We start from the raw sequence: 18,727 nt of genomic DNA on the forward strand, positions 1-18,727 counted from the left end.
TTTTCGTGATGGGGGAACCTCGTCGGCCGGGGTCGCTGACGCGCCCGGCCTCCTCGGCTCCCCCATACCCCCTGCTCGCTCCGGGGCAGGCTCCGCCGCCTGCCCCTGCGCTCGCGACGCAACGCCCGCTTGCGACCCCCGCTTGCGACCCCCGCACACTCGCGGTCCGCGCGCCCTCGCGACCCGCCGCCGTTACGGCGGGGGCAACCTCACCTCACCCCCCCGCGGCTCGCTCGCGCGAGGTGCGGAAGAGCTCGGACATCACCTCCTCGAGCGGCGGATCCTCCACGGTGAGGTCGGCGACCGCCAGCGCGCCGAGCATCCGCGCCACCGCGCCGGAGACCTCCTCCGCCGCGACCTGGATCGTCGCCTGGCTGGGCTCGCTCGACACGACCTTGCCGAACCGGCCGAGGTCCCTCGGCGCGCCGCCGTTCGGGTCCCGGAAGCGCACCACGATGCGCTTGTCGGGGCGCACCTTGAGCGCGAGCGCGCGCAGGTCGCCGTCGTAGATGAGCCGTCCGCGGTCGATGACGATGACCCGCGGGCAGAGCTGCACGACGTCCTCCATGTAGTGGCTCGTGAGGAGCACGCTCGCGCCGAACCGCTCGTTGTAGGCGCGGACGAAGCTCCGCACGGTGGCCTGCATCGAGACGTCGAGGCCGATGGTGGGCTCGTCGAGGAAGAGCACGCGCGGCCGGTGGAGGAGCGCCGCGGCGAGCTCGCACTTCATGCGCTCGCCGAGCGAGAGCTGGCGGGTCGGCTTCTGGATGAGCTCGCCGAGCTCGAGGAGCCGCACGAGCTCCTCGAGCGTCTCGTCGAACTGCGCCCGCGGGATGTCGTAGATCGCGCGGTTCATCGCGAAGGTCTCGGCCGGCGGCAGGTCCCAGAGGAGCTGCTGCTTCTGGCCCATGACGAGCGTGATCTGCTTCAGGAACGCGGGCTCGCGGCGGCGCGGCACGTGCCCCGCCACGGTCACCTCCCCCTCGGTCGGGTGGAGGAGGCCCGAGAGCATCTTGAGGGTCGTCGTCTTCCCAGCGCCGTTCGGGCCGAGGAACCCGACGCGCTCGCCTTCACCCACCGAGAAGTCGATGCCGTCCACCGCGCGCACCGTCTCGTAGCGGCGGCGGAAGACCGAGCGCAGCGCGGCGCCGAGGCCGGGCGGGCGGCGGTGGACCTGGTAGTGCTTGCGGAGGCCGCGGACGTCGATCACCCGGGGGATCTAGCGGCAGCGCCCTCGACGGGGCAAGCCCCTCGTCGCGAGCCCGCCGTTACAATGGGTTCATGGCTCAGAAGAAGCGGCCGGTGACGAAGAGCGGGCGGCCGCGCGCCCGCAAGGGGGTGAAGCTCACGCCGACCGAGCTCGCCCCGCCCCAGCTCGCCCTCGCCGAGCGTCCGCCGGAGCTCGAGGAGCTCGCCGGGGAGATCGAGCGGGACGGCGGCGCGGTGCTCGCCGCCTACCGCGAGCCGCTCGGCGGCCACGCCCTGCTGTTCGCCGCGCTTCCGGTGGACAAGGTGGAGCGCACGCCGTTCCAGCGCGACGTGTCCGACGCGCACGTGCGCAAGCTCACGGTCGCGATGGACAAGACCCGCCGCTACCTCGACCCCATCATCGTGGTGCGCGAGAAGGACGCCTGGCTCACGCCGAACGGCGGCCACCGGCTCACGGCGCTCAAGGAGCTCGGCGCGCGGAGCGTCCTCGCGCTCGTCGTGCCGGAGAAGCAGGTCGCCTACCAGATCCTCGCGCTCAACATCGAGAAGGCCCACAACCTGCGCGAGAAGGCGCTCGAGGTCGTGCGCATGTACCGCGACCTCGCGGCGTCCGTCGATCCGTCGGAGAGCGAGATGGCGCTCGAGTTCGAGGAGGCCGGCCTCGTCACGCTCGGCTTCGCCTACGAGGAGCGCCCGCGCCTCTCGGGCAGCGCCTACGCGCCCATCCTCAAGAAGGTGGACGCCTTCGTGGACGAGAAGCTCTCGAAGGCCGTCCCCGAGCGCGAGCGGCGCGCGCGGGCGGTGCTGGAGCTCGACGACGCCGTCGCCGAGGCGGTGGCGCGCCTGAAGGAGCGCGGCTTCGACTCGCCCTACCTCAAGGCGTTCGTCGTGGCGCGCGTGAACCCGCTGCGGTTCATGAAGGGCGGCGCGCCGCCGTTCGACGAGCTCTTCGCGCAGATGACGAAGCGCGCCCGCGGCATGGATCCGGGCAAGGTGCGCGGGGAGGACGTGGCGCGCTCGGGCGGCGCGGCCGCGGAGGCCGAGTGACCGGTCAGCGGCGCGGGGCCCTCGCCTCGCTCCGCGCGAGGACGAGCCGCTTCTCGAGCTCGCCGCCGATCGTCGCGAGCGCCGCCTCGTCCACGTGCAGCTCCGCGTAGGGGAAGAGGTCGCGCTCCTCCCAGCGCACGTGCCGCTCGAGCAGGTCCGCGAAGGCCGAGAGCTCGGCGCGCTGCTCGCCCGGGCGGGCCCCCCGGGCCGCGTCGAGCAGCCGCTGCAGCTCGGCGTGCTCGCCGCGCAGCCGGCGCAGGTCGCCCTCGGTGAGGTGCTGGCCGATGAGCTCCTCCTCGGCGCGGCAGTGGGGCCTGAGGATCTGCTCCTCGAAGCGGCGGGCCAGGGCGACGAGGCCCGGCAGATCCTTCGGCGCGCCGGCAGACTCGGCGTGGCCGGCGAGCCCCTGCTTCAGCTGGAAGGAGATCAGGAGCGCCTGGTGGTGCTCGCTCGAGAGTGGCTTCAGGGCGCGCGACCGCTTCATGTGGGGATGGTGTCGGAGAAGCCAGGGACGCGCAAGAGAACCCTCCTCCCGCGGGCGGGCGGGCGAGCCCTGCCGGGGGGAGGCCCTCGGCGTCGTTGACGCTCCGCGCCAAGGTCCTTAAAAATCGCCGAGCAGCCGGCCGATTCCCCAGTCAACCGGAGAGATCCATGGGCATGAACGGTTCCGTTCCCCCGGGCCGCCGAGCGGCGGTCGTCGCGGGCCTCCGCACGCCGTTCGTCAAGGCGGGCACCGACTTCAAGGACCTCTCCGCCGTGGACCTCGGCGCGCTGGTCGTGAACGAGCTCGTCGCCCGCAGCGGGATCCCGCCGAAGGAGTTCGACTCGGTGGTGTTCGGCCAGGTGATCCCGTCTCCCACGGTGACGCTCATCGGCCGCGAGATGGTCCTGCGCACCCAGCTGCCGCGGAGCGTGGAGGCGCACACCGTCGCCCGCGCGTGCGCCACCTCGATCCAGACCACCACCGACGCGGCCGACCAGATCCAGCTCGGCCACTCCGACTGCGCCATCTCGGGCGGCGCGGAGTCCCTCTCGGACGCGCCGATCTTCGCGACCCGCGCGCTCGCCCAGGGCCTCGTGGAGCTCTCGCGCGCGAAGACCCTCGCCGATCGCCTCCGGATCCTCTCGACCCTGCGCCCGAAGGACTTCGCCCCGCAGCCGCCCGCGCTGAAGGAGCCGACCACCGGGCTCACCATGGGGGAGAGCGCCGAGCTCATGGCGCAGAAGAACGGGATCTCGCGCGAGGCGCAGGACCGCGTCGCGTTCGAGAGCCACCGCCGGGCCGCCGCCGCCTGGGAGAGCGGCAAGTTCGACGGCGAGGTCATGCACGTGCCGGTGCCGCCGCGCTTCGAGCGGGTCTCGGCGAAGGACAACGTGGTCCGCAAGGAGACCACGCTCGAGGCGCTCGCGGCGCTCCGCCCGGTGTTCGACCGCAGGTACGGCACCATCACCGCCGGCAACGCCTCGCCGCTCACCGACGGCGCCGCCGCCCTCGTGCTCATGAGCGAGGAGAAGGCCCGCGCGCTCGGCATGAGGCCCCTCGGCTTCGTCCGCTCCTACGCCTACGCGGCCCTCGACCCGCGTGACCAGCTCCTGCAGGGGCCGGCCTACGCCGCGCCGGTCGCGCTCGACCGCGCCGGGCTGCGGCTCGCCGACATGGACCTCGTGGACATGCACGAGGCGTTCGCGGTGCAGGTGCTCTCGAACCTGCAGGCCTTCGCCTCGAAGGACTTCGCCGAGAAGGCGCTCGGGCGCCCCGAGCCGCTCGGCGAGATCGACCCCGCGAAGCTCAACGTGAACGGCGGCTCGATCGCGCTCGGCCACCCGTTCGCCGCCACGGGCGCGCGGATGATCCTGCAGACGCTGCGGGAGCTGGAGCGCCGCAAGGGCCAGCACGCGCTGATCACGGTGTGCGCGGCGGGCGCCCTCGGGGCGGCGCTCGTCCTCGAGCGCGAGTGACCACCGGCCCGGACGTCGCGGAGGGACGCACATGATGACGGCACAGGCGGCAGAGCGGCAGGGCCGGAGCTTCCGGGTGGACCTCGCGGACGGGGTCGCGACCCTGCTCCTCGACGAGCCGGGCGAGAGCGTGAACGTCCTCGAGCCGGGGGCGATGGAGGAGTTCTTCCGCCTGCTCGACGGCTTCGCGGTGGACGACACGGTGAAGGCGATCGTGCTCGCGAGCGGCAAGAAGGACGGCTTCGTCGCCGGCGCCAAGATCGACCTCATCCAGGCGATCACCGAGGCGGGCGAGGCGGAGAAGCTCGCGCGCGACATGCAGGCCGGCTTCGACCGGCTCGAGCGCTACCGCAAGCCGGTGGTGGCGGCGATCCACGGCGCGGCGCTCGGCGGCGGCCTCGAGTGGGCGCTCGCCTGCCACTACCGGATCGCCACGAGCGACCCGAAGACGCAGCTCGGCCTCCCGGAGGTCCAGCTCGGCCTCATCCCCGGCGGCGGGGGCACGCAGCGGCTCCCGCGGCTCGTGGGCATCCAGACCGCGCTCGACCTCATCCTCGCCGGCAAGACGGTGAAGCCGCGGAAGGCCCTGAACATCGGGCTCGTGGACGAGGTGGTCCCTCCCGAGCTGCTCCTCGCGGTCGCCCGGCAGCGCGCCCTCGCGCTCGCGACGGGCAAGCTCCGCCGCGAGCCGCGGCGGAAGGCGAGCCCGGTCGCGCGGGCGACGCGCGTCGCCCTGGAGGAGAACTTCGTCGGGCGCGAGCTGCTCTTCCGCCAGGCCCGCAAGGCGGTGCTCGCGAAGACGAAGGGCATGTACCCCGCGCCGGTCCGCGCGCTCGAGGCCGTCGAGTACGGCTACCAGAAGGGCTTCGCGCGCGGGCTCGAGAAGGAGGCGCAGCTCTTCGGCCAGCTCGCCGTCTCCGAGGTGGCGCGACGGCTCATGGAGATCTTCTTCGCCACCACCGCGCTCAAGAAGGACACGGGCGTCGACGATCCGTCGGTGAAGGCGCGGGCGGTGCGGAGGGTGGGCGTGCTCGGCGGCGGGCTCATGGGCAGCGGCATCACCTTCGTGACCGCGAACGCCGGGATCCCGGTGCGCGTCCGGGAGCGCGACGACGGCGCCGCGGCGAAGGCGCTCGCGAGCGTGAAGGGGCTCCTCGACGAGCGCGTGAAGCGCCGCTCCATCGACCGGCTCGAGCGCGACGAGAAGCTGCGCCTCGTCACCGCCACCACCGACTGGTCGGGCTTCGGCTCGGTGGACGTGCTCGTCGAGGCCGTCTTCGAGGACCTCGCCTTGAAGCAGGACATGCTCCGCGCGTTCGAGGCGGTGAACCCCACCGGCATCTTCGCCTCGAACACCTCGTCCATCCCGATCACCCGGATCGCCGAGGCCTCGGCGCACCCCCAGACCGTGCTCGGCATGCACTACTTCTCGCCGGTGCAGAAGATGCCGCTCCTCGAGATCATCGTGACCGAGAAGACCTCGCCCGAGGCCACGGCGACCGCGGTGGCGCTCGGCAAGCGGCAGGGCAAGACGGTCATCGTGGTCGGCGACGGACCGGGGTTCTACACGAGCCGCATCCTCGCCCCGTACATGAACGAGGCGGCGGAGCTCCTCGTGGAGGGCGCGGCGATCGAGGACCTCGACCGGGCGCTCGTGCAGTTCGGCTTCCCGGTGGGTCCCATCACGCTCCTCGACGAGGTCGGCATCGACGTGGGCGAGAAGGTCGGCAAGATCCTGCACGGCGCGTTCGGCGCGCGCATGGCCCCGCCGGCCGCGCTGCACGACGTGGTCGCCGCGGGGCGGCTCGGCCGGAAGAACAGGAAGGGCTTCTACACGTACGGCGACAAGAAGGAGAAGCGCGTCGACGTCACCGTCTACGACCTCCTCCCCGGCGGGCGCCGGCGCAAGATCTTCCCGCAGGACGAGATCCGCGAGCGCGTCGTCCTGCAGATGGTGAACGAGGCCATCCGCTGCCTGGGCGAGGGCATCCTCCGCAGCGCCCGCGACGGCGACGTCGGCGCGGTGTTCGGGCTCGGCTTCCCGCCGTTCCGCGGCGGTCCCTTCCGCTACGCCGACAAGCTCGGCGCGAAGGAGCTGCTCGGGCGGCTGGAGGCGCTGCGCGGGCGGCACGGCGAGCGGTTCGAGCCGGCGCCGCTCCTCGTGGAGCACGCCGCCTCCGGCAAGCCCTTCCACTAGGAGCGGGCCCGATGGCGCACCGGGCCACCCGGCACGCCCGCCGCGCATCCTCCAAAATGAGTGAGGCGAGCACCTTCGTGCTCGCCTCACCCGTCTTCAACGCTGCTGCGTGATCAGGGAGCGAGGTGGGGCGGACCCCACCTCGCCGGTTCGACTAGAGGCCGTCCGCCCAGCGGTCGAACGCCGCCTGGTGGTCCGTACCCGCGTTCGGGTGGCACACCACGCAGCTCTCGACCTGCGCGCCAGCGACCGCCGTACCGGTGAACGCCGGGCCGACGCCGATCTGGGACATGATGTCCTGGGTGACCGCGTCGAGGTTGGCGGACGTACCGGCCACGAGCGTGCCGAACATGGCCGTGTGCTGGTTGAACGCGGCGAGCGTGCCCGCGTCGTCCTCGTTGATGAGCTTCGCGCGGTGGCAGGAGCCGCAGGCGCGCGACGCCGGACCCACGACGTAGCTCGGGACGTTCTGGATGTTGCGGTTCGCGACGGGGTCGGAGCCCGAGAGGAGGCTCGGCAGCGACCGCGTCTGGTCAGGCACCTCGTACGTCCCGCTGCTGTGGCACGAGTTGCAGTTCAGGGTCCCGGCGAAGTTCGGGTAGTTACCCTCGACGTGCAGCTCGTGGCGGAGCACCGCGATCGGATCGGCGTAGTTGATGTCGCCCGGATCGAACGCCTGCATCGAGTGGATCGCGTGGATGTAGGAGTCGATCGACCGCGACTGCATCTCGAGGTGCGACCCGCCGCTCTGGACGGTGTGGCAGGTGCGGCAGGCGACGACGCCCGCGCTCCCGTAGTTCGGGCCGTGGAACGTCGTGCCGAGCGCGTCGTGGCAGGCGTTGCACTTCGCCGGGTCGACGATGTTCTTGCCGTACGCGCTCGCGTCCGCGACGAGCGTCGTGCTGCCGACGAGGTCGAGCGTGGCGGTCTTGCCGGTGACGGCGACCGCCGGGTTCGTGGCGCTGACGAGGGCCGTCTGGTCACGACCGACCGACGGGAGGAACGCGATCTCGACGCGCTGGACCTGCTTGTCCGCGCCGATCTTGGCGGCCCACAGCGAGAGGTCCGCGACCGCCGTCCACGAGGTGGTGCCGGCCGTCGGAGCGTCCGGGCTGAGCGTCAGGCGCGCGCTGTTCGAGGACAGCGTCGGGTTCGCGCGCTGCATCGCGCCGTAGGTGTACTCGAGGTTGGTCGTGCCGTCCGCCTGCGTGCTGTGGCCGCTGACGACGAAGTCCTTCGTGCCGTAGCCGTAGAGGCTGACCACGAGCGTCGGCTTCACCAGCGCGTTCGCCGCGAGACCGGTCATCTTGATGTCGACCGTGAGCTTGTACGTCGCGGGATCGTACGAGGCCGCGTCGATCGTCGTCTTGACCGCATCGGCGAACCGCGCGCCGCTGTCGTCGTAGATCGCCGCGGTGCGGCCGCTGTGGATCTGCTTGAACGTCCGGGCGCCGCCGGCCTTGTGGCACGTGAGGCAGTCCGTGGTGGCCAGGTTCATGCTGCCGTGGATGGCCGCCGGCATGATGCCCGGGTTCGTCGTCGTCCCGTCGCCGAGGAGGGCGGGCGCGCGCTTCGAGTCGGTGCCGCCCTTGCCGTTCACGGGGTGGCAGCTCTTGCAGGTGGAGATCTTGAAGTTGGCGTCGGCGAGGATGACGTCGAGCTTGCCGTCGTGGCAGGTGACGCAGTTCGCCATCGACTGCGGGAAGTTGAACTCCATCGCGTGCGACATGTGCGTGTCGTTCATGACGTTCGCCGTGTAGGCGTACGTGGTCTTCATCGCGTCCGTGAGGATCGGCGCGCCCTTGGCGTCCTTCGGGAGGGCGGCGTACGCGGCGGGATCGTCGACGATGACCTGCCAGTTCATGTCCGACCCCACGCGCTGGCCGGTGTGGCAGGCCTTGCAGGAGGCGAAGACCGGCAGGCCGACGACGGTCGCCTGGCGGTAGCCGTGCTTCGAGTACGGCTTGCCATGGCACTTCTCGCAGCCGGTGACGTTGGCCGAGGACTCGTAGTCGATCGTGCCGTAGACCTTGCCCGCGCTCGCCACGTTGTCCGGGAAGGCGTAGTGGCCCGTCGCCGGCGCCGCGAGGACGTTCGCGTCCGCGATGTACCCGTAGATCATCGCGCTCTGCGAGGTCTCCGGGACGAAGTTCGGGTTCACGCCCGCCTTCGTGACGGCCGTGAACTGAGCTCCCTTGCCGCCGTCCACGATGGCCTTGAACTTGAATCCGCCGTTGAACTGGAAGGTGTGCGCGGTGGTGAAGGTCTTCGTCGCCGCGTCGTACTCCGAGGCGTAGAAGACCTTCTGCGTCATCATGCCGAGCGCGTCGTCACAGGTCCCGCCCGGGCAGGCCGCGGCCGCCGGGTAGATCGTGAAGGTGAGCGTCGACGCGGTCGCGGTGGTCTGGACGCCGTCGATCACGAGCTTGAGCTTGCCCGTGACCGCGCTCATGCCGTCCTGGCCGTTCGTGCCGTCGGTGCCGTCGGTGCCGTTGACACCGTTCGCGCCCTTCTCGCCCTGGCAGCCCGTCACCGCGAGAACGCCGGCGAAGAGCAGCGCGCCATACTTGTTCATCCATCTCTGCATGTGGTGAAACCCTCCAAGTGGCTCGCGCGAGCGCGCAGCCTTTCCAGCGGCGCCACCGACCTCGGAGCGCCGCACGTCCCCAGCGGACGGTTGATCTCGAGCAATTGGTGGTTCAAGCAATTGCTAACTGCCTGACATCGCGAATGAACGACGAGCATCCCCCTGCGTCAACATTCCGACCCCCGAATGCGTGCCGCGAGCCAAAATGAGCGGATTGGTTTCGGCGCAAATTATTCGAAGCGCAATGCCCGTCGCACGGAGCCGGGATCTCGCGGATAAGGCTCCGGCGAGACGGGAGGTTTGCGCGCGGACGCGCGAAGCAGGACCTCCCGTGTGACGCTCGGGAAACGTGAAGCGCGCAATTTGCGCGCCGCGCGTTCGGATCGGTTCGGTGGCGACGTTCACCGGCAGAAGCGTAGTGACTGCGCTCCGTTGAGCTTCACTCTTGCTAATCGTTAACGCGGCCGGGTGAGGCGACACCCCGGGTCGAGAGCGTGCCCCTGCGACAGCGAGTCCTCGCCACGTAGCGCGCACGAAACGTGAAGGCTGGCTCGCCGCGTTCCAGGGTCGAGGACGATCCTGTCGTCTTCACGACACGGCGTCCCGTCGTCGTGAGGCGCTCGATGAGCCCCGCCGGCACGCCGTCGGCTGCGCGAGCACGCCGGCGCGCGTCCGCCGTTCCCGCTCGGGAGGGCGCGAGCGCTCCCGAGGCCCCGCAGGCCCGCGCACGCGGGCCGCGGCCGTACCCGGAAGCACCCGCGGCGCGCCGGGCGCGCCTGGGCTATAGATGAGATCCGACCCCCCGCGAGGCGCCCCGTGAAGCTCCGCCGCGTCCTGCCGCTCGTCATCGGCTTCGTCTTCGTCCCCGCGGCGCTGATGCTGACGGTGGGCATCCTCATCCTGGTCTACGGCACCCTGCCGCGGGACTACGTCTTCGGCTGGCTCATCGTCGCGCTCGTGGCGACCACCATCTTCGGGTCGGCCGCCACGCTCGCGGTGATCTTCCGCGAGGCCCGGCTCGCGAAGCTCCAGACGGACTTCGTGAACAAGGTCTCCCACGATCTCCGGACGCCGCTCACCTCCATCCGGATGTTCGTCGAGACGCTCCAGCTCGGCCGCATCCCCGACGAGGCGCGCCAGCGCGAGGCGCTCGAGATCATCTCCGACGAGACCGCCCGCCTGTCCGGGCTCATCAACCGGCTCCTCGACTGGGCGCGCATGGAGTCCGGCCGCCGCACCTACCAGCTCTCCCGCGAGCCGGTGGGGCCCATCGTGGACTCGGCGCTCCAGGCGTTCGAGGCCATGCTCCTGCAGCACCCCGCCGAGGTGGAGCGCGACGTCGCGCCGAACCTGCCGCCGGTCATGGCCGACCGGAAGGCGCTCTCGGAGGCGATCCTCGACCTCTTGCAGAACGCCCACAAGTACACCGGCCCCGAGAAGCGCATCACGGTGCGCGCCGTGGCGAGCGGCCCGACCGTGCAGATCAGCGTCACCGACAACGGCCCCGGCATCCCCGAGCGCGAGCACAAGCGCATCTTCAAGAAGTTCTACCGGGCGCGCGATCCGCTCTCGCGCACGATCGAGGGGACCGGGCTCGGGCTCGCGATGGTGAAGCACATCGCGGTGGGCCACGGCGGGAAGGTGTCGGTGTCGAGCCAGGTGGGCCACGGGGCGACGTTCACGATCTCGCTGCCCGCCCTCGGCGCGGTCGCCGAGGCGCCGCAAGGCGCGCGCGCGGCGCGGCCGGCGTAGGGAGGGAAGACGTGGGCGAGAAGATCGTGGTCATCGAGGACGATCCCTCCATCCTCCGCGGGCTCCAGCTGAACCTCGGGATGGAGGGCTACACCGTGCGCTCGGCGAGCGACGGCGAGACGGGGCTCCGGCTCGCCAAGACCGAGAAGCCCGACCTCGTCCTCGTCGACGTGATGCTGCCGCGGCTCGGCGGGCTCGAGGTGGTGCGCGAGATCCGCAAGGACGACCCCGAGCTGCCCGTCCTCATCCTCTCCGCGAAGGGGCAGGAGGGCGACAAGGTCGCCGGCCTCCAGCTCGGCGCGGACGACTACCTGGTGAAGCCGTTCGGGCTGAAGGAGCTGCTCGCGCGGATCGACGCGCTCCTGCGCCGGCGGCGCGCGCGCGGGGAGACCGGCCCGAACCGCGCCGTGCGGAAGGTGGGCCAGATCGAGCTCGACCTCGACGCGCGCCGCGCGACGGTGGCCGGGAACGCGCTCGAGCTCACGAGCCGCGAGTACGACCTCCTCGCCTTCTTCGTCCTGCACCCCGACCGCGTGTTCAGCCGCGAGCAGCTCATGGAGGCGGTGTGGGGCTCGCGCTACTTCGGCACGGCGCGGACGGTGGACAACTTCATCGCCCGGCTGCGCGCCCACATCGGCGACGACGCCGAGCACCCCCGGCATCTCGAGACGGTGCGCGGGGTCGGTTACAGATTCAATCCGTAGAGACGGGGGCTGCGCCCCCGCCCCGTCGACGGCTGACCGCCGTCGCCGGGGCCCCACCCCTGCTCGGCGGGGCCCGTGAACCTGCGCGCCCGCGTTCGCGGGTGCGCGCAGGTTCCCCGCCGGAGGGGCTTCGCCCCTCCCGCGCTTCGCCGCCCTCAGTCGGTCCCGCCTGCGAGCGCCTCCTTCACGCAGCGCACGAGCGGCTCGTCCTCGCCGGGCAGGACCGTGCGCGGATCGAGCACCACCCGATCCTCCTCGATCCGTGCGACGACGGGGGGATCCCGGCGGCGGAGCCGCGCGAGCAGCGCATGGGGATCGCCGGCGGGGAGGGCGAGCACGAAGGTCGGCAGGGTGACCTCGGGCAGGGAGCCGCCGCCCACCGCCGAGCGGCTGGGCACCACCGAGGCCCCCCCGCCCGCCGCGCCGAGCGCCGCTCGCCACCGCTCCGCCCGCTCCCGGATCGCCTCGGGCGCCGCCGCGATCGCGCGCCAGACGGGGACCTTCTCGCGCGCCTCGCCGCGCTCGTAGTGGGCGAGCGTCGCGCCGAGGCCGGCCAGGGTGACCTTGTCGACGCGCAGCGCGCGCATGAGCGGGTGGCGCTTCACGCGCCGGATCGCCTCCCGGCGGCCCACGAGGACGCCCGCCTGCGGGCCGCCGAGCAGCTTGTCGCCGGAGAAGCAGACGAGGTCGGCGCCGGCGCGCACGCGCTCCTGCACCGTCGGCTCGAGCCCGAGGCCGTGCGGCGCGGTCTCGAGGAGGGTGCCCGAGCCGAGATCGTCCACCACCCACAGGTCGCGCTCGCGCCCGAGCGAGACGAGCTCTTCGAGCGACGCGTCGTGCACGAACCCCTGCACGCGGAAGTTGGAGCGGTGCACCGACATGAGGATGCGCGTGCGCGGCCCGATCGCGTCCTCGTAGTCGCGCCGGTAGGTGCGGTTCGTCGTGCCGACCTCGGCGAGCGTCGCGCCCGAGCGGCGCAGCACGTCGGGGATGCGGAACCCGCCGCCGATCTCCACGAGCTGGCCGCGCGAGACCACCACCTCGGGCGCCCCGTCCGCCGGCGCGTCGCCCGACGGCCGGGCCGGCATGAGCGCGGCGAGCGCGAGCATCACCGCCGACGCGTTGTTGTTCACCACCACCGCCGCCTCGGCGCCGGTGAGCCGGCAGAGCGGCGCCTCGGCGTGCCCGTAGCGATCGCCGCGCTCGCCCGCCTCGAGGTCGTACTCGAGGTTCGTGTAGCCTGCGGCGGCACGACGCATCGCGTCGATGGTGTCCTCGGAGAGCGGCGCGCGGCCGAGGTTCGTGTGGATCACCACGCCGGTGGCGTTGATCACCGGCCGCAAGGAGCCCTTCGACGCCGCCTCGAGCCGATCGAGGAGGTCGCGCTCGATCGCCTCGGGCGGCGGGCAGGTGGCGCCGCCCAGGATCTCGCGCCGGATCCGCTCCAGCTCCCCTCGCACCGCCTCCATCACCACCCCGTGCCCGAGCCGCCGCACCAGCCCCGCCTTCTCGGCCGCTTCGAGCAGCCGGTCGGCACGCGGCAAGTTTCGAGCCTCGGAAGGGGGGGCCGGGGGCGAATTTGGAGCTTTCATGTCCGCATGCTAGCGGAGGTTTTCCGCTGACAAGAGCCTTGTCTAACCACGCGTGAGCGGGTAATCCTTCGCGCACTCCTATGCCCCCTATCGTAGCGTCTCCCACGGCGGCAGAGTCCTATCTCTGGGCGATCATCCTGTTTCCGCTCGCGGGCGCGATCGTGAACGGGCTCATCGGGCGGCGGATCGGGAAGGGGAACGTCACCCTCATCGCCCTCGGCGCGATGGTGGGTGCGCTCGTCGTCTCGACGATCGCCTTCACCTGGGCGCTGCAGGGCACCGTCCTGCACTTCCGCGGCGATCCCTGGATCCGTGTGGCCGGCCCGGACGGGCGGGCGCTCATCTCGATCGGGTGGGGCCTGCTCGTCGATCGCCTGTCCGGAACGATGATCATGGTCGTCACGGGCGTCGGGACGCTCATCCACATCTACTCCGCGTCGTACATGTCCCATGAGGACGACACGGGGTACGCCCGGTTCTTCACGTACCTGAACCTCTTCGTCGCGGCGATGCTCACGCTCGTCCTCGGCGACACGCTCGTGCTGACGTTCGTGGGCTGGGAGGGTGTCGGCCTCTGCAGCTACCTCCTCATCGGGTTCTGGTACACGGACCCGGCGAAGGCGTTCGCCGGCCGCAAGGCGTTCGTCACGAACCGCATCGGCGACTTCGGCTTCCTCGTCGGCCTGTTCGCGCTCATCTCGATCTTCGGGACGGCGAGCTACGGCGACCTGCAGGCCATCGCGCGCTCGCTCGACCCGGCGGCGGCGATCCAGGTCGGCACCTTCGCCGGCCGCACCTACCAGTGGGCCATCACCTTCGCGCTGCTCGGCCTGTTCGTGGGCGCGTGCGGCAAGAGCGCCCAGCTCCCGCTCTACGTCTGGCTGCCGGACGCGATGGCCGGCCCGACGCCGGTCTCGGCCCTCATCCACGCCGCGACGATGGTCACCGCCGGCGTGTACCTCGTCGCGCGCAACGCCTTCCTGTTCTCGCTCGCGCCGGCCGCGATGGCGACCGTCACGATCGTCGGCGCGCTCACCGCGCTGTTCGCGGCGCTGATCGCCTTCGTCCAGACCGACATCAAGAAGGTCCTCGCCTACTCGACCGTGAGCCAGCTCGGCTTCATGTTCATCGGCGTGGGCGTCGGCGCCTGGTGGGCGGGCGTGCTGCACCTCGTCACGCACGCGTTCTTCAAGGCCTGCCTGTTCCTCGGCGCCGGGTCGGTGATGCACGGCATGGGCGACGAGACCGACATCCGCAAGATGGGCGGGCTCCTCAAGAAGATGCCGCACACGGCCGCGACCTTCGGGATCGCGACGCTCGCCATCACCGGCTTCGTGCCGCTCTCGGGCTTCTGGTCGAAGGACGCCATCCTCGGCAACGCGCTCTTCAGCCACAACCCGGCGTGGCACCAGGTCGGCGAGATCGCCTACGTGCTCGGCACGCTCGCGGCACTCGGCACCGCGTTCTACATGTCGCGCGTGTTCTTCCTCACCTTCGTCGGCAAGCCGCGCACCCACGCCGCCGAGCACGCGCACGAGTCCTCGCCGGTGATGACGATCCCGCTCTGGATCCTCGCGATCCTGTCGATCGTCGCCACCGTGCTGGCCCTGCCGGTGCACGGTCAGCTCGGGCACCTGTTCGAGCGGTTCGTGGAGCCGGTGTTCGCGGCGGGGACCGCGCGGCTCCTCGCGGTCGAGCACCTGCACGCCGGCGAGCACCCCGCGTGGCCGTACTTCGCGGCCTGGGGCGTCGCTGCGCTCGGCACCCTCGTCGCGTGGACGATGTACGCCGGCCCGGCGCTCGAGGCGCCCCGCAAGCTCGCCCTCGCGTTCCCGCGCCTGTACCGCTTCGCGTACGACAAGTTCCGCGTCGACGAGCTGTACGAGTTCCTCGTCATCGAGCCGCTGCGCTACCTCGCGTACATCCTGTGGCGCATCGTGGACGTCTTCGCGATCGACGGCCTCTTCGTGAACGGCGTCGCGCGCGCGGTCGGGGCCGCCGGCTCGATGTTCCGGGTCGCGCAGAACGGCGACCTGCAGCGATACGCGGCGGTGATGGCAGTCGCCGCGGCGGTGATCCTCTGGACCGTGCTCGGCGCGGGAGGGCGCTAGACCGTGAACCTCCTCACCCTCGTCACCTTCCTCCCGCTCGCCGGCGCGCTCGCGCTCGTGCTCGTCCCGCGCGACGAGCCCGGGCAGCACCGCGCGCTCACGCTCGGCTTCTCGCTCCTCACCTTCGTGCTGTCGCTCGGGCTCTGGTTCGGCTTCGACGCCTCCGCGAGCGCGCCCGAGTTCCAGTTCGAGCAGCGCCTGCCGTGGATCCAGTCGCTCGGCATCGGCTACCACGTCGGCCTCGACGGCGTCGCGCTCCTGCTCGTGATGCTCACGACGGCGCTCACGCCCATCGTGATCCTGTCCGCGTGGCGGGCGGTCGAGGAGCGCGTGAAGGAGTTCATGATCGCGCTGCTCGTGCTCGAGACGGCGATGATCGGGACCTTCGCCGCGCTCGACCTCGTGCTCTTCTACGTGTTCTGGGAGCTCATCCTCGTGCCGATGTACCTGCTCATCGGCATCTGGGGCTCGCAGAACCGCCTGTACGCGACGGTGAAGTTCTTCATCTACACGTTCACGGCGAGCGTCCTCATGCTGCTCGCCATCATCTACATCTACTTCCACGACGGCGGGACCTTCGACTACGTCCAGGCGCGGCAGGCGCTGCAGGTGACGCCCGACCACGCCCGCTGGCTCTTCCTCGCGTTCGCCGTCGCGTTCGCGGTGAAGGTGCCGATGTTCCCGCTCCACACCTGGCTGCCCGACGCGCACACCGAGGCCCCGACCGCCGGCTCAGTCATCCTCGCCGGCGTGCTCCTCAAGATGGGCACCTTCGGCTTCTTCCGGTACGCGCTGCCGCTCTTCCCGGAGGCGGCGCTGCAGTACCGGAACGTCATCGCCGTGCTCGCGGTGATCGGCATCCTCTACGGCGCGCTCATGTCGCTCGTGCAGACCGACATGAAGCGGCTCGTCGCCTACTCCTCGGTCTCGCACCTCGGCTTCGTGATGCTCGGCCTCGTGGCGCTCTCGGCCGAGGGGCTCACCGGCTCCGTCTACCAGATGCTGAACCACGGCGTGTCGACGGGCGCGCTGTTCCTCCTCGTCGGCATGCTCTACGAGCGGCGCCACACGCGGCTCATCGCGGAGTACGGCGGGATCGCGAAGCAGGTCCCCTGGATCGCGACGGCGTTCGTCATCGTGATGCTGTCGTCGGTCGGGCTGCCGGGCACGAACGGCTTCGTCGGCGAGTTCCTCATCCTCTCCGGCACCTGGCTCTCGCGGCTCGGCTCGGCGCCGGTGTTCGCGACCCTCGGCGCGCTCGGCGTCATCCTCGGCGCGGTCTACATGCTCATCCTGGTCGAGCGGGTGTTCTTCGGGGCCATGCGGAACCCGGCGAACCGCGCCCTCCCCGATCTCAGCGTCCGCGAGGGCTTCGTCCTCGTCCCGATGCTCGTGCTCATCGTGGTGATGGGGATCCTCCCCGGCCCGTTCCTCGCGCCGGCGAAGCCGGCCGTCGACCGGCTCATCGGGCGGTTCCAGCAGGCGGAGGCGCGGCTCGGCATCGGCCCGCAGGTCGGCACGGTCACGCCGTCCGTGGCGGTCCGCGCGGGCGCCCAGCTTCCCGCCCCGACGCTCCCCATCGTCCTCCCCACCGGCGGGGCTCACTGACATGAACGGCTTCCCGACGAACGACTTCGTGGCGCTCCTCCCGATCGCGATCCTCACGGTCGGGGCGCTCGCGGTGCTCCTCAGCGAGGTGTTCCTCGTCTCGGGGCGGCGCGGGTACCAGGCCGCCATCACGGTCGTGTTCGCCGTCGCCGCGGGGGCCGCGGCGATCGCCCGGCCCTACTCCGGCTACGTGTTCAACCGCCAGGCGGTGGTCGACGACTTCTCGGCCTTCGTGACGGTGGTCGTGTGCGCCGGGCTCGCGCTCTCCGCGCTCGTCGGCGCGGGCTGGCTGCGCGCCCGGAACGCGGAGCGCGGGGAGTTCTACGGGCTCGCGCTGTTCGGCACGGCCGGCATGGCCCTGCTCGGCATGGCGACCGACCTCCTCGTCGCGTTCATCGCCATCGAGGTGATGAGCCTCGCGACGTACTCGCTCGCCGCCTACCTCCGCCGCGGCAAGCGCCCCTCCGAGGCGGCGTTCAAGTACCTCGTGCTCGGGGCCATCTCCTCGGCGCTCTTCCTCTACGGCTCGGCGCTGCTCTACGGCGCGTCCGGCTCCACCCTGTTCGGCGAGCTCGCGAAGGGCCGCGGCTCGCCGCTCTCCCTCGCCGGGCTGAGCCTCGTCGCGGCCGGCATCGCCTTCAAGATCGCGGCGGTGCCGTTCCACGCCTGGACGCCCGACGTCTACGAGGGCGCCCCCACGCCGGTGACCGCGTTCATGGCGGCCGGGGTGAAGGCCGCCGCGTTCGCGCTCCTCGCCCGCATCTTCCTCTCCGCGGAGGCGGGGACCGCCGCGCAGGCGACGGCGTTCTCGGGCGTCATCAGCGGCCTCGCCGTGCTGACGATGATCTTCGGGAACCTGCTCGCGGTGCCCCAGCGCTCCGTGAAGCGGATGCTCGCGTACTCCTCCGTGGCGCACGCCGGGTACCTCCTCGTCGGCGTGCTGTCCGCCTCGGTCGCGGGCGTGCGCGAGAAGGCGCTCGCGGGGCTGCTCTTCTACCTCGCCGTGTACGCGGCGACGGCGATCGGCGCCTTCACCGTGGTGGGCGCGCTCGAGCGGCGCTCCCGCCTCGACGACGAGCCCGCCGACGCGTGGGACCTCGAGCGCTTCGCGGGGCTGGCGCGGCGCCGCCCGGGGCTCGCGTTCGCGATGGCCGTGTTCCTGCTGTCGCTCGCGGGGATCCCGCCCACCGCGGGCTTCATCGGGAAGCTCTACATCTTCCAGGCGGCCATCGGCGCGCAGCTCTACGGCCTCGCCATCCTCGGCGTGCTGACGAGCGCGATGGGCATCTACTACTACCTCCGCGTCGTGGTCTACATGTACATGCGGCCCGCGGCCGGCGAGGCGGAGCCGCTCTCGTCCGCCGCGACCTCGGTCGCCCTGGCCGCGGCGGTCGCGGTGGTGGTGGTGCTCGGGCTCGTCGCCGACCCGGTGATCCGCCTCGCCCAGGCCGCCGGCGCGATCCTGCTCTAGGCTCTCCGGCCGTTCCTCACGCGCCCGCCGCGCCGCGATCAACGCGGTGCCGGCGGGCGCGCAGCCTCGTCAGAACCTTCAGGCGGGCCGCGCGAGCGCGTCGGCGGCGAACGGCTTCGGGAGCGGCTGCGCGCGCGGGTGACGGCGCACGACGTGGGCGAGGAGATCCTCGTGGGGGCCCGTCACGACCGTGCGCACGCCGGCCGCGGCCGCGGCCTCGAGCACGGTGTCCGAGCCGACGAGGTGCGCGTCCACCACGCAGCAGTCGGGTCGCCGCGTCGCGATTCGCGCCAGGGCGTCGTCCGCGGTGTCCGCGGCGACGGCCGCGTGGCCGTCCAACCTGAGCGCGATCGCGAGTGCCTCGCGGAAGTTTCGGTCACCGTCGACGATGAGGAACGAGGCCATGCGGGCGGCGATCCGCGGAGAAAAAAGAAAAGAAGTGCAAAGCGCAGCTGAAGTGGCGGGGGGGGACCTCCTTCAACAGGCTGCT

At 71.6% G+C, this 18,727-nt stretch carries 13 protein-coding genes; 8 read left to right on the forward strand and 5 right to left on the reverse strand.

The annotated features are described in order from the left end of the window. Positions 1-214: 214 nt before the first annotated feature. A complete protein-coding gene (locus tag MNZ29_RS05145) occupies positions 215-1,210 on the reverse strand; it encodes an ATP-binding cassette domain-containing protein (RefSeq protein ID WP_242353438.1) in 996 nt (331 codons plus the stop codon). Positions 1,211-1,281: 71 nt separating this feature from the next. On the opposite strand from MNZ29_RS05145, the gene MNZ29_RS05150 reads away from it, so the two are divergent. Next, entirely contained in the window at positions 1,282-2,256 is a 975-nt protein-coding gene (locus tag MNZ29_RS05150) for a ParB N-terminal domain-containing protein (RefSeq protein ID WP_242353440.1), read from the forward strand. A gap of 4 nt (positions 2,257-2,260) precedes the next feature. Here the strand turns inward: MNZ29_RS05150 and MNZ29_RS05155 are convergent, their stop codons facing one another. After that, a complete protein-coding gene (locus MNZ29_RS05155; RefSeq protein WP_242337639.1) occupies positions 2,261-2,740 on the reverse strand; it encodes a hemerythrin domain-containing protein in 480 nt (159 codons plus the stop codon). A gap of 167 nt (positions 2,741-2,907) precedes the next feature. Here MNZ29_RS05155 and fadI point away from each other — a divergent pair, with 167 nt between their 5' ends. Next, positions 2,908-4,215 (forward strand): acetyl-CoA C-acyltransferase FadI, encoded by a 1,308-nt coding sequence (fadI, locus tag MNZ29_RS05160; protein ID WP_242337642.1) that lies wholly within the window; start codon positions 2,908-2,910, stop codon positions 4,213-4,215. 31 nt (positions 4,216-4,246) lie between these two features. Further along, positions 4,247-6,412, forward strand: coding sequence for a fatty acid oxidation complex subunit alpha FadJ (fadJ, locus tag MNZ29_RS05165; RefSeq protein ID WP_242337644.1), 2,166 nt, complete (start codon positions 4,247-4,249; stop codon positions 6,410-6,412). A gap of 154 nt (positions 6,413-6,566) precedes the next feature. On the opposite strand, the gene MNZ29_RS05170 is transcribed toward fadJ, so the two are convergent. Beyond that, the gene (locus MNZ29_RS05170) at positions 6,567-8,999 is read right to left on the reverse strand and encodes a hypothetical protein (RefSeq protein WP_242353442.1); all 2,433 of its coding nucleotides are present in this window, start codon (positions 8,997-8,999) and stop codon (positions 6,567-6,569) included. An 816-nt stretch (positions 9,000-9,815) separates the two neighbouring features. Between MNZ29_RS05170 and MNZ29_RS05175 the strand changes: the two genes are divergently transcribed. Together MNZ29_RS05175 and MNZ29_RS05180 are read left to right on the forward strand one after the other, a co-directional pair. Continuing rightward, entirely contained in the window at positions 9,816-10,751 is a 936-nt protein-coding gene (locus MNZ29_RS05175; RefSeq protein WP_242337648.1) for a cell wall metabolism sensor histidine kinase WalK, read from the forward strand. 11 nt (positions 10,752-10,762) lie between these two features. Next, complete coding sequence (locus MNZ29_RS05180) at positions 10,763-11,455, forward strand: response regulator transcription factor (RefSeq protein WP_242337650.1); 693 nt, start codon at positions 10,763-10,765, stop codon at positions 11,453-11,455. A gap of 155 nt (positions 11,456-11,610) precedes the next feature. Here MNZ29_RS05180 and selA read toward each other — a convergent pair whose 3' ends face one another. Beyond that, on the reverse strand, positions 11,611-12,999 hold the full coding sequence (gene selA, locus MNZ29_RS05185; protein ID WP_242353444.1) for an L-seryl-tRNA(Sec) selenium transferase: 1,389 nt from the start codon (positions 12,997-12,999) through the stop codon (positions 11,611-11,613). A 128-nt stretch (positions 13,000-13,127) separates the two neighbouring features. On the opposite strand from selA, the gene nuoL reads away from it, so the two are divergent. The 3 genes from nuoL to MNZ29_RS05200 are packed head-to-tail and all read left to right on the forward strand — an operon-like array spanning position 13,128 to position 18,237. After that, complete coding sequence (gene nuoL / locus MNZ29_RS05190) at positions 13,128-15,158, forward strand: NADH-quinone oxidoreductase subunit L (protein ID WP_242353454.1); 2,031 nt, start codon at positions 13,128-13,130, stop codon at positions 15,156-15,158. A gap of 3 nt (positions 15,159-15,161) precedes the next feature. Beyond that, positions 15,162-16,766 (forward strand): NuoM family protein, encoded by a 1,605-nt coding sequence (locus tag MNZ29_RS05195; RefSeq protein ID WP_242337656.1) that lies wholly within the window; start codon positions 15,162-15,164, stop codon positions 16,764-16,766. Between the two features lies 1 nt (position 16,767). Next, positions 16,768-18,237, forward strand: a complete 1,470-nt coding sequence (locus tag MNZ29_RS05200) for an NADH-quinone oxidoreductase subunit N (RefSeq protein WP_242337658.1) — start codon at positions 16,768-16,770, stop codon at positions 18,235-18,237. Between the two features lie 78 nt (positions 18,238-18,315). Here the strand turns inward: MNZ29_RS05200 and MNZ29_RS05205 are convergent, their stop codons facing one another. Then, positions 18,316-18,642 (reverse strand): hypothetical protein, encoded by a 327-nt coding sequence (locus MNZ29_RS05205; RefSeq protein WP_242337660.1) that lies wholly within the window; start codon positions 18,640-18,642, stop codon positions 18,316-18,318. Between the last annotated feature and the right edge of the window lie 85 nt (positions 18,643-18,727).

Source organism: Anaeromyxobacter sp. SG64 (genome assembly GCF_022690745.1).
Classification (GTDB): Bacteria; Myxococcota; Myxococcia; order Myxococcales; family Anaeromyxobacteraceae; genus Anaeromyxobacter; species Anaeromyxobacter soli.